This is a genomic window from Sulfidibacter corallicola (assembly GCF_017498545.1).
Lineage (GTDB): Bacteria > Acidobacteriota > Holophagae > Acanthopleuribacterales > Acanthopleuribacteraceae > Sulfidibacter > Sulfidibacter corallicola.
In genome coordinates this window covers 4,437,124-4,450,483 of the sequence record NZ_CP071793.1, presented here as the reverse complement: position 1 = coordinate 4,450,483, position 13,360 = coordinate 4,437,124, and the positions used below count along the sequence as shown (strand labels likewise).

1 protein-coding gene (cut by both window edges) is annotated in these 13,360 nt (G+C 59.9%); it reads right to left on the bottom strand.

The whole window is internal to a non-ribosomal peptide synthetase gene (locus tag J3U87_RS13240) on the bottom strand: the coding sequence, 46,164 nt in all, runs 20,124 nt past the left edge and 12,680 nt past the right edge, and what appears here is coding positions 12,681-26,040, spanning codon 4,227 (partial) through codon 8,680 (complete); reading right to left, the first codon wholly in view occupies positions 13,357-13,359. Both the start codon and the stop codon lie outside the window.

Sequence of the window (13,360 nt, the reverse complement as noted above, 5' to 3'; positions counted from 1 at the left end):
GATCAGCGCGGCCTGCCGATCGGGGTTGGGGACGGTATAGCCGTTGGTCTTGCCGTCGTGGTTGACGGCGATGCCCTTGATCAGCCCGTAGATTCGGTCGCCGTCTTCGATCGCTCGGTCCAAGGGTTTCAGCAGGACCGCCCCGACGCCTTCGCCCGGTACGAAACCGTCGCCGCCATCGCCGAAACTCCTGCAGCGCCCGTCGCTGGAGGCCATGGTCAACTGGGCATGTTGGATGTACTTCTTGGGGTGAATGCTGAGGTTGACCCCTCCGGCAATCGCGGCCCGGCATTCACCGCGACGCAGGCTCTCGCAGGCGAGGTGCAGCGCAGTGAGCGAGGAGGAGCACATCGTGTCCACCGCCATGCTGGGGCCGTTGAAATCGAAGAAGTAGGAAACCCGATTCGCAATGGAGCCGTAGGCGGTGCCCGGCGGCATGTCGATGCCTTCGTCGGGGTGGATGCCGCCGAATAATTGGTACTCGCCGTACATGACGCCCACGAACACGCCGACCATCCCATCCAAGGCACGTTTCAGGGCGGCCCGCGTGTAGCCCGCGTCTTCGAAGGTGTGCCAAACGGTTTCCAGGAAGAGTCGTTCCTGTGGGTCGGTCAAGGCCGCCTCGCGCGGCGACATGCGGAAAAACAGCGGATCGAATTGATCCACACCCTCGATGAATCCACCCCATTTGCTGTATGCCTTTCCTGGCGTCTGCTTCTCGGGATGGTAGTAAGTCGCATAATCCCAGCGGTCTGGTGGGATTTCGGTGATGCCGTCCACCCCGTTTTTCAGGTTCTCCCAAAAGACGTCGAGATTCGGCGCCTGCGGATACCTGCCGCTCATGCCGATGATGGCGATTTCTTTCCGCCCACCTCGCGCAAAAACCGGTTCGATCCGGCGGGGTGCAGTTACTGCCGGGATTGCGGTTGGGGTTGCGATGCCCCATTGTTTCGGTAAGGTGTCGCGGTAGTTCGTCAGGAAATATCCGGCCAGATCGACCAGATTGGTGTGCTCGAAAAACAGGGTTTTCGGCAGGTCGCCAAAGTCCTGGGCCAGACGTTGGTTCAGCCGTTTGATCATCAAGGAATTGATGCCGTATTGTTCCAGCGGCGCTTTGGTGTCGATTTGCGAGGAAGCGATCCCGGAAACCTCGGCGAACATCGCCTTTAAGGCTGCTTCCACTTTCTCAATCTGGTCCAGCGCTCGGGGATCCTCCTGTGGCGCAGTCGTATCGGTGCTCGGTGCGGCATGGGGCGAGGGAACCCAGTGGCGTGCGTCCGCAAAGGGATAGGTGGGCAACGGCACGCGGCGCATGTTCCCGTCGTCGAGTGCGTCCCAATCGCAAGTGCCCCCGGAAACCCAGGTTCGCGCCAGCGATGCCAGATGGCTGTCGCCGCCCAGGTCGCCCGGATCCGTGCGGGCAAGAAACGCGTCCAGTTTGTCTTTCAGCGCTTCGTGGGTGTCGGCGATCAAAGCCAGCCGGTGCGTCATGGCGACGCGGCCGACGCGCAGAGTGTGGCCGATGTCGCACAAGCGCGGCGGTGACGGTTGGGTTATAAAGTCGCTCAATCTGGCGACGGATTGTTCGAGTTGTGCTTGGGAAGCCGCCGACAACAGGATCAAGGTGGGTTTGCGGGTCTCCGGTAGCTGCGCGGCGGGGGCGCTTTCCAAAATGATGTGGCCGCCCGAACCGGTCGCCCCGAAGGCATTAATCAACGCCAATCGCGGGGTTGCCCAGGGCTGGAGTTCGCCGACGATTTCGAGACCGGAGTCTTCCAGGCCCAGCAAGGGGTTGACGGGCTTGAAGTTGAGGCTGGGCGCCAACGAGCCGTGTTTGAACTGCATTACGACTTTGGCCAACTGGGACATCGCCGAAGCCGATTCCAGATGGCCGATGTTGGCTTTCACCGTGCCGACCGGCAGATGGTGCATATGACCGAAGACCGCGTTCAAGGCGGTCATCTCGGCAGCATCGGCGATACTGGCTCCAGGCGCGGCGGCCTCTACATAACCGATGGCCTCGGGGGAAAGTGACGCCTTGTTGAGTGCGGCCCGAATGGAAGCTTGTTGTGCCGCGGCACTCGGCGCACCATAGCGCACGGTTTTTCCGCTGTGACTGATGGCCGTCGCCTTGATCAGGGCGTGAATCGTATCCCCGTCACTTTGAGCTTGCGACTTGGGTTTGATCAGGATCGCGCCGACACCTTCACCGACCACCCAGCCGTTGGCCTCGGCGCTCAGGGGTGCGGATCGTTGGTCTTCCGACAACAGGTCCAGGTGGGTCAGCAGGGCTTGGTGGTAGGGATGACTGATGACATTGACACCGCCCACCAAGGCGGCATCGCAGTCGCCGCGTTGGATCGCCTCGCAAGCTGCATGGACCGCTGTCAAGGCAGATGAACAGGACGTGTCGACCGCCACACTGGGTCCCTTGAAATCGAAACTGTACGAGACGCGATTGGCGATCGAGGCATGGGACGAGGTCGCCTCGGGAATCCGCGTTTGCGACCAGGCGTCGGTGCCCTGGTTTTGGTAGTCGTGCCACATGGCCCCAATGAAGACGCCGACTCTGGGGGCGCGGCGGTTCAGCGCGGCACTCGTGTAACCCGCGTTTTCCAGGCACTCCCAGGCGGCCTCCAGGAACAGTCGTTCCTGTGGGTCCATCGATCGTGCCTCAACGGGTGAAATCGAGAACAGCAGCGAATCGAATCGATCGATATCCTTCAGAAAACAACCGCGCAGACCCTCGAGTGCGACGGGACGGTCCGGACAATCGCCGGTGCTTGATTTACCCTGTTTCAAATTGTTCCAAAAGCGCTCCACGTTCTCCGCGTCGGGATATCGCCCGCTGAGGCCGACGATGGCCAGTTGCTCGACCGGGCGTTGCGGTGTTGCGCGAACCTCGTCGCGGTCGCGTTCGAGGAAATCATGATTCGCGGGGATCTGCTCGACCGTGCGACCGCCGGTAAAGCTGTGGAGCAGCGTTTGGCCGTCTTGCAGTTGAAAAGCGGCCCGTATTTTTTCGAAGCGCACGCCGCCGATGGGGCAAAGGCCGATCTCGAATTCGGCTTTTTTCTCCATCAGCAATTGGCCGATGTGACCCGCGTCCAATAAGCCGACATAGTGGTTCTCTTCGCCGAATCTCAGCGCATCCAGGTCGGCGACGAGGTACAGACAAAACGCCGCCTCCTGGTAATGCTTGCGGTTGAACGGCGTGTAGGACGACTTGATGTGATCTGGAGAAACGGACGAACACCAGTGCAGCGCATGGTTTTGTGCGTCGTACCGATACACGCCTTCCGCAAGGTCCTCGACCCCGCCTTCTTTGACGTAAACATAGGCTTGGAGATAGTCCGCGTCGCCCACCTCGGCATGCAGGCGAACCGAACGGCCCTCGATGACCACGGGTTTCAAGAGGCCCAAAAACCTGCCGAACTGGGCCATGGAAATCGCCGCGGGTTCGTAGGCGCGCCGACAAGAGCGCAACTGGTAATCGCTTTTCCGAACCTCGTGTACGTCCAGTTTGATCATCGCCGCATTTGGGGGCATGCGCCGTAGATGAACCTTCGTATCCTGAGCGGGTTGGAAGCCTTCCATGCTGATCGGGTAATCACTGCTGGGATTCAAAAACGAGGCGAAGGGACTCTGAATCCCGGAAAGATCGGCGGTGGCACGATCGCTCGAGGCATCGTTGGTCCGATCGGCGACGCCACCGAGGATGCAGCGAATGAAACGGTGACTTTGGTCCAGATGGAAGTAGGTCGGGTCGAACCTGACCCCGGTCAGCGGGGCCAATCCCAGCGAGACATCCCGTTGCCGACTCAGCAGCATTTGGCCGATGTAACCGGCGTCCAAAACCACCAGCGGACGGCTGGACGCCTGATAGGTGGGCTCGATGGCCTCCATTTGGGCGATGAGGAACAGCGCGAATCCGGCCTGCTCAAACACATCGCGGTCCCGTTCCAAAACGATGGAGGTTTCCAGCGCGACACCGGTTTGCACGGCGTAAAGACCGTGTTCTTCGGGATGGTAATAGTAGATGCCCGCTTCAAAACCCTCGACCCGACCAGCTTTGATGTAGACGTAGGCTTGTACGGCGTTTTTGCCTCCGGCGGAAGGGTAGAGGTACTTCTCGCGACCGTCCAGGTCGATGCACCGAAGCAACGAAAGCAAACGGCTCATGGCTTCAAAGGAAACAACGGCATCGGTGAAGGCCGTGGCAGGCGTGTGTTCCAGATATGCCACGGGTTTAAATGCGGCGGCCTGCAGCGGAATCGTTCGGTCCATCTGAATCGGCTGGGCTTTTGGCAGCGCCTCGGCCTTCCTGCTGTCGCGATCCCGATTCACGTAGTCCACAATGGCCTGAACCGTTGGATCGTCCAAGAAGACTTCCACCGGGATTGCCACGCCATAGGCTTCCCGAACCTTCTCGACCACACCGACCATCGTCAGCGATGTCGCGCCGAGATCGAATAAATCGGCTTGGGGATTCAGCGAATCCAACTTCAAAGCCTGAAGGAAATATCCGGTCACCACGTCCAGGACCTGGTCATGCTTCACGGGCTTGGCCGCCTCCACTCGCTCGGGAACGGCGATCGTCGGGTCCGTGATCCGGACCTTGCGCGGCACCGACCTCGTCAGGGCCTTCCTGTCCTGCTTGCCGTGCGCGGTCATGGGCATCGCGTCCAGGGGCACCACCCGATTGGGCAGCATGTACTCCGGCAGCGAGGTTTTCAGGAAGCGTCGAACCGCGCTCAGATCCGGAAGCGAGCCGGATCCGGTCACATAGGCGACCAGCTTGGGATCGTCGCTGTCCTGATCGTGAACCATGACCACGGCGTCCTCGATCGCCGGATGCGTTCTCAGCGCCGCCTCGATTTCGCCCAGTTCGATGCGTAACCCGCGCAGCTTGACCTGGAAATCGACTCGTCCCAGAAACTCGATCTCGCCGTCGGGCAGCACGCGGGCTCGGTCTCCGGTTCGATACAGCTTGGCGTGGGCCTGGAAGGGGTGCTCGATGAACTTTTCCGCCGTGAGTTTCGGCCGGTTCAGATAGCCTTCAGCCAAGCCGACGCCGCCGATGAAAAGCTCGCCTTCGACCCCTGGCCGAACCGGGTTCATGTCGTCGTCCAGGATGTAAATCTGGGTGTTGGCAATCGGACGCCCGATGGGAACCTTTTTATCCGCGCGCAACACACAGGACCAGGCCGTGACATCGACGGCGGCTTCGGTCGGGCCGTAGAGGTTGTGGAGCTCGGTGACGGGCAGCTTTTGTGCGACCTTTTCCACGCTGTCGTAGGGCAGCGCTTCGCCACTTGTGAACAGGTACCGCAGGCTCCCACAGGCCGAAGCGCCAGGATCCGACAGGAAGTGGCGCAACATCGAAGGCACGAAATGGCAGACCGTGATCGCGTCCGATTGGATTTTTTCCGCCAGATAGGCCGCATCTCGGTGGCCTTCGGGTTTGGCGATCACCAACTCGGCACCCGCCAGCAGGGGCCAGAAGAATTCCCAAACCGAGACGTCGAAGGTGTAGGGTGTTTTCTGCAGGACACGATCATGCTCGCTAAGGTGATAAGTCTCCTGCATCCAAAGTAATCGATTACAAATGGCCTTGTGGGACAACATGCAGCCCTTGGGTTTGCCGGTCGAACCGGACGTGTAGATCACGTAGGCCAACGAGTCGGGCGTGGTCGTGAGGTCCAGATTCTCCGGCGACCGTTGGGACAATGCTTGGCGATCCAGGCGCACGACGGTTCCCTGGAAGTTTTCCAGCGATTGGGACGCCTGGGTCAGCAGCACGGAGACGTCGGCGTCCTCCAACATGAAATCGCGACGTTGGTCCGGGTAGGTCGGATCGATGGGAAGATACGCGGCACCGACTTTCAGGGACGCCAGCAGCGCGACCACCATGTCGATGGAACGTTCCATCATGACACCGACGATGTGCCCCGGCCCGACCCCCAATTCCCGCATGTAGTGCGCGCATTGATTGGCAAGGCGGTTCAAATCGTCGTACGTGATCCGCTCGGAATCAAAACGCAGCGCGGGGTGGGTTGGGCAGGAACGGACCTTTGCTTCGATCAACTCATGCAGGCAAAGATGCAGGGGAAAGTGTTCGGCAGTGGGCCCGACGAGGGCGCTGCTTTCCTGCGCCGAGCCGGTGTGGCGTGCCTCGATCAGACCCGAAAAGTCGATTTGGTCCCAGGGTTCCCGGGCCAAGGCTTGCAAAACGCGGACGTAGGCCGCAAACATCTCGTCCAGCAGTCCTGGCGCGTAATGGCCTTGAGCACTGTCCCAACTAAAGTGGAGTTCGCCGTCGCGTACCACGCTGATGTTGTCCAGGGTGACCTGGGGCGTCTTGCTGAGCGCCTCGCCCACGGTGAAGCCCGCAGGCGTGGGGTATGTGCACGCCACCTCGGACATGTTGGTGAACACCACCGGGAATTCCAAGCCTTTTCGCAGCACTTTACGCATGGCTTTCAAGCCGCTCACCGGGCGCTGCGACAAATCGCGGCAAACGGTTTGGTGATGGGCGATCACCTTGTCGGTAAACGATTTGCCGTCGTGGTCCACGACCAACCAACTCAAGGCCGTGAACTCGCCCGCCACCTCATTGATGCGCGGATGCACCGGCAGGCGGTCCCAACATGGGATCACGATCGAAAAGGGTTTGTTCGTCGACCATGCCGCCAGGACTTCCGTATAGGCCGTCAGCAAGATCATGCTGGGTGAGACCGACAAGCGTCGGGCCGCGTCCGCGAGCACATCCCAATCGGCGAGAACCGCCGAGCGCCGCTCGCCTTTGATCTCGGCTTTGGCGGGATTGAGCGGCAATTGGGGGCCACCGGGCATCGCGGCGAACTTGTCTTGCCAATAGGCCATCGAGCGGCGGTAGCCGGGAGTTTGTCGGTAGGCTTGCACCGAGCCGAGGTAATCGCTGAACGACATGCCGGGATGCTCGGGCCTCTCGGTGGTATGTGCGTAGAAATAAAGCAATTGTCTCAGAATCAGCTCGTAGCTGATCCAGTCCAGGATGATCATGTCGATGCCGAAGTGGATCCGGGAGCGGCCGTCTAACTGGGTGACGCGCAGTTCGAAATAGGGCCATTGGTTTAGATCGCCCACCGGCGAGATCATGTCCGCTTTGATCTGCGCGAGTTCGGCGTCCACCTGTACCTGCGGCTTGCCGCGCAAATCGCGCGTTTCGATGCGGTATTCGGGAAGGTCCCGCATGGTCTGCTGGGTGCCGTCGGGGTGGATTTGGGTGACCAGGATGTCGTGAATGCCCATCAGTTCGCGCCACACTGCTTCAAGTCGCGAGACGTCGAGCACCGGTGCCTCGACCTCCTGATAGACCCGACAGTCCTGACCCCCGAGTAACTGACTGCGTCCGAAGGCGTAGGCTTGTTGTTGGTCGGTCAGGGGATAGGGCTCGTATCGCGGAAAACGTTCCAAGACCATGAGTTCGTCGGGTGTTTCTTCGGCTTGCGCGGGGACCGTCCATGCTCCGGTTTGTTCCGCGAGGTCTGTGAGCGTCCGGTGGTAATGGGCAAACATGCGGTCGATCAAACCGTCTTCAAAATAGTCTTTGACCACGTCCCAGTTGTAAACCAGGCGGCCGTGCTTCTCGGCCACGTGATGATCCAGGTAAACCTGCGGCGTTTGGGTGATCATGAAGCGGAGGTGGTTGAAGAAGCTGTCCTCGGCGTCCTCCGTCCTGGCGTGATTCAACAACGAGGTGAACACCACGGGCAGTGAAAAGGACTTGGACAGCTTGCCCGTCGCCTTGAGTTCGCGCAGGACCCGCACGCCGCTGACGGAACCGTGATCCAAATCTTTCCAAAACCGGTCCTGGTTCGCCGTCGCCAACGCTTCAAAGCTGCGCCCCCGTTTTTCTTCAACCACGAACAGGTTGGTCGAGACGAACGGGCCCAGCACCTGATCCAGTTGAGGGTGCAGCGGCAACCGGTTGAAGAATGTGGAAATCAGCGAGAAGGAATCATGGGTGGACCACGCTCGCAGCACCTCGGCAAAAACAGTCAGAACCAAAAGGGTAGGGGAAACCGACAGCGCCTCTGCCTTGCGTTTCAAGGCGGCCCACTGCCGCGCATCCAGGCTCGCTTGAAGGCGTTCGCGGCGATCGTTTCGGTTCACATTGTGCGAACGCGGCAGTTCCGGCCCGTCAGGAATGGCGTCCAAGCGGGTCAGCCAGTAGGTTAAATCGTTGCGATAGCGCGTCGATGCTTCGAATGCTTTGATCGCCAGCACGTAGTCTCGGAAGGAAACGCTCAGGTCGGGGAGCGGGGTTTCCGGTGCCGCATACAGCGCGGACCATTGTTTTAAAAGCATGGCCACGCCCGAAGCATCCACCAACAGCTCGTCGATACTGAAGTGGACGATCGCCTGGTTTCCGGTGCAAAGACTGACGCAAATCTCGAACAGCGGCCACTCGAGACCGGTGTAGCACTTTTGTTCCATGCGTGCGCGCGTGGCCGAAAGTAACCGGGCGCGCTCCTGTTCCGTTTTGTCGCGCAGGTCCGCGACCTTGATGCGATAGGGCTTGACGGTCTTCAGGATCTGTTGCCGTCCGTCGGGCAGCATCGCGGAGCGCAACATGTCGTGGTGATCGATCAGGCGCAGCCAGGCCTGGTTGAGGCGGTAGATGTCCAGATCCACCATCTCGAATTCCATGTAGATATGACATCCGACGCGATCGCCCGCCAACTCGAGCTGGCGACCGATGAAAAACGACTCCTGAATATCGGTCATGGGAAACGGCTCGTATCGCGCCTCGGGCCGTTCGATGATTTCCGGTTGCATGTGCGGGTCCCGCGCCGGATCGGGTGTGCCTTCCGTCAGGCCGTGGACCGCTTGTGCCAGCTCGGTCACGGTTTGGTGATCGCTGAACCATTCCAGCGGGATCTCGGCTTGGAGATCCGTTTCCAGCCGGTGTTTTAGGGTGACGGCCGTGACCGAGTCGAAACCCACTTGGGTGAGTGGTTTACTGTCGGTCAAATCTCCGTCCTCCAGGTCCAGCAATTCGGCAATCCTGGTTTTGATGAGGCGCTTCAGATCCGTCAGATCCGCGCGGGGTGTGGGTGACACCGATTTCCCGCGCCCGGCCATGCCGAATGCTTTGCGCGCAAAAGGATAGGTCGGCAGGCGGATTTTTCGGAATTCGTGCTGCTGGATGTCCCAGGAAATCGTGCCGCCACGGGCCCAAAAGCCAGCCAGTGCCTCCGGTTCGGAAAAATCCGATTCGGTTGCCGAGGCCGTCTGTTCCGCGCCACCCGTGAACAGGCGCACCGGTGTGGGGGTGCCGTGGAGGTACGCCTTCAATCCCGATAGGATCGATTTGGTATCTTCGACGACCATCGCCAGTCGGCAATCCATGGCCTCGCGGGTGACTTGCAGGCTGTAAACCAAGTCGGCAAAGGCAACTTCGGGGTGTTCGCCGAGGAACGCGACCATGTTTTGGGCCGCTTCCCGCAAACGATCTTGGGTCCTTGCCGAGAGCACGAAGACCATGCCGCCGTGGTTCGGATTTCGAACGAGTCCGGACGGACAGTCATACCCCTCCAGCACCATGTGGGCGTTGGTGCCGCTGAAACCGAACGAACTCACGGCCGCAAGCCGCGATCCGTTTGCGTTGCTCGGCCAATCCCGCAGTTCGGTATTCACGTAGACCGGGCTGTCTTCAAACGCGATGTGTTGGTTTTCAGTCGCGAAGTGAATCGACGGCGGTAATTTCCGGTTTTTGAGACTCAACAGCACCTTGATCACGCTCAGGACACCGGCCGCGGCGGTGGTGTGCCCAATGTTCGCTTTGAGCGAGCCCATCGCGCAGAAGCGTTTTTTGGAAGTAAAATGCGCAAAACTCTTGGTCAGGGCGTGAACTTCCACCGGATCGCCCAGCTTGGTGGCCGTACCGTGGGCCTCGATATATTGCAGGTCTTCAACCTTGATCCCGGCTTTTTGGTAGACCGAGACTTCAAGTTCGCTTTGGGACACGAAGCTGGGAACGGTGATCCCGGAGGTCTGTCCGTCCTGATTCGTGCCGCCGCCGCGAATGATGCCGTAAATCCGGTCGCCGTCGCGAACGGCGTCCTGTTTGCGTTTCAAAATCACCACGCCCACGCCGTCGCCGACCACAATGCCGTCGGCGCCGTTGTCGAACGGGCGACATTCCCCGCTCGGGGACAGCATCCCGGCGTTGGACATCGCCACGAAGGCACCGGGATGGTCGTAGAGCGAAACCCCGCCGCCGATCGCGAGCTGAATATCCCCATTTCGAAGGGCTTGGCAGGCCAGGTCGATCGCCACCAAGGAGGAGGAACAGGCCGTATTCAGGGTCAATGCCGGTCCCTTTAGATCCAAGAAAAACGCGATTCGGGAGGACAGAATGCTGGTTTCCGAGCCCAGCGCCGAGAACTGGGTGGCCGCATGGTCCACCGAACCGCCGCCCATGGCGCCGATATAGGTTCCGACGGATTGTCCCTTCAGCTTGGAGGCGGGCTGGCCCGCGTCCTCCAACGCCGTGTAACAGGATTCGAGCAGGATTCGGTGGGACGGGTCCATGACGCCGGCTTCTTTCGGCGATATATGGAAGAACAAGGGATCGAAATATTCCTGACCGTCCATGGCGCCGTAGCGCGCCCGGAAGGGCTGGGCGGCGTTTTCTTTTAAATAAGCCAACCAGTCGGGGTCCGTGACCTCTTGGATGCAGTCCTTGCCGTCTCGAATCAGTTCCCAAAATTCATCCTGGTTCGCGGCCCCGGCGCATCGACAGGCGATTCCGATCACCGCAATATCATCATGGGCCGGGTTGGTCGTTTTGAGAGGTCCTTCCGCCTGTTGGGGCCGTTTTTCAATGGCGTCAACGACCGGGTTCGTCTGTTCGAGGGATCGGTCCAGGGATTGGGTCGGAGCCGGTCTCGGTGCCGGTCTCTCCTGGAGTGCAGCGGCGACCGTATCGGCTAGAGCCTCGAGCGTGCCGCACTCGAAAACGACACTGGTCGGCAAGTGCAGCTTGTAGGTCGTGTTGATCCGTTCCAGCAATACGACTGAATGAATCGAGCTGATCTTCAACGCGGCAAGCGTTCGGGCTGCCAGGATTTCTTCGTGCCCAAAGCCCAATTCGTCCGCAAAAATCTCCACCAGCCGGTGTTTGATGTCCGTCGTTTCTGTCTGGACCTTCCCGGCTTGCGATTGCAGCATGACCTGCAACGCTTCCGGGTAAGGCGTTTGGTTCATGATCTTTTGTCTGTTGTGGTCAGCGAGCTGTTCCGAACCCATTCGGTGATTTTTTTCCAATTTGAACAGACAATAGCTGATCCAGCCTCTTTCCAAGGCCTGCGACTGGTTGGCGTAATTCCTCAAGGTGGCTTGAACCACTTGCGGCAGTTGCACGATGTTCCGTTCAAATTCGGGATCGTAGAGGAAGTTGGCGATCTGCGGCGAAACGTCGATGATTTCCTCGATGGCCAAACCGTTTTTGGACAGCAACTCGATCCAGGTTTCCCGAGTGGGTATGGAGATTTCAATATTCGGGTCGACGATCGCGCCCTGTAAGTTGGTCATGAAGTCCATGAGGAGGACTCTGCCCTGTGGCTTGAGTGAGGCGGCGATGTTCTGGAACAAGCCTTCCTTATCGCGAATGTGGAAGCTGACCTCGATGCCCATGATCACGTCATAGGTTCCGGGAAACGGATCCACGGCGCTGTCTTTGTGAAAAATCGCGGCCCGCGAGGCCAGGTTCATGCGCTGGATGCGTTGACTGCCCAAATCGGCCTGGGCCTTGGTGATCGTAAAGCCATGGGTGTGCAGGTTGGGATATTCCCTGGCCAACGCGATCACGTCGGTTCCGTGGCCGCAACCGAAATCGAGCAGGTGGCCGATGTTTGAAAAATCTTCCCGGTAGAACAGGACCTTGCGCATTTCAATCTGCTTTTCCTTCATCAGGTCCCATTCCGCGGCGTAGCGCTCGGGGTCCTGGTAGATGCGGGTCATGGAAAAGCCGGGGATTTTCTCCGGGAAGGGGCAGAAGGTGAGGTACTCTTCCTCGAATTCGTCCGTCCCGTCCTTCGCGCAAAACGTGTAAAACTCGGTGGCCTTGTTCTCGTAGCGCGCGGCGTCGACCGGTTCGGGCTCTAAGCCGCAGTGTTTCTCGGCGAACGGATAGGTCGGCAGTCGGGATTTACGATGAATGTTCATGTCGGAATAGAATTCCTTCCAAGGAATGCGATGTCCTTGGGTCCAGAGTAGGGCCAGTTTGTGTAGATCGCGGTCTCGCAGGGCGCAGGCCAGATCGTCGGTGGCCGAGGTCGGCCAAGCCTCGATGGTTTGTTGGAACACCGTCGGGGTCGTTTGTTTGTCGCGTTTCCACTGCGTTAACTGTCTCAATAAATCCGCTTGGCTCCGGTTCACCACGGCCAAGCGGCTGGGCATGGCTTCCCGGCCGACCTGGAGGGTGTAGGCCAGACGCACCAGATCCTCGGAACGGCGTTCCAAATGCCGAATCCAGCGGTCCACATAGGCTTCCAGCCGGTCCTGGTTTTTGGCGGAAAGGATGAACAGCGTGGGGTGATCCGCGGTGGCCGGCGTGGGCGTTTCGACATGCTCTTCCACCACGATATGGGCGTTGACGCCACCTGCGCCGATGCCGGTGATGCCGGCGCGTCTCGGCGCGGGCTCGCCATCGAGGCTGATCCGCGCCCAGGGTTCGGCTTCCCGCTGCAACGCGAAGGGCAGGCGCTCGAAGGGGATGCCTGGATTGAGCGACCCGTTCAAGCGGGTGGGTGCCAAGGTCTTGTGTTTGAGCGCAAACAGAACCTTGGTCAGTTGGGACATGCCCGAGGCGGCTTCGGCATGGCCGATATTGGGCTTGATGGAACCGATCCGGCGTGGTCCTTCCACGCCGGGTTGATCGCCGAACACGTCGATCAGGGCCTCGATCTCCACGGCGTCGCCGATTTCCGATCCGTGCGCGGCGGCTTCGAGGTAACTGATGGTCCGTGGGTCCGTCCCGTCCTGATTTAAGGCTTCGCGAATGACAGCGGCTTGGCGACGAGGGTTGGGCGCGGTATAGCCGTTGGTTTTCCCGTTGTGGTTCACGGCAGTCCCGCGGATCAGCGCATAGATATCGTCGCGATCGCGAAGGGCGTCGCGGTAGGGTTTCAGGACCACGACGCCAACACCCTCGCCCGGCACGAAGCCGTCGGCACCTTGTTCAAACACGGCGCATGCGTCGCTGGAAGAAAGCAGACGGCCCATGGCGAGGTGGGTGTAGGTGGCGGGATGCAGATAGAGATTGACGCCACCGGCGATGGCCAGGGACCCCTTGCCCGAACGAAGATAG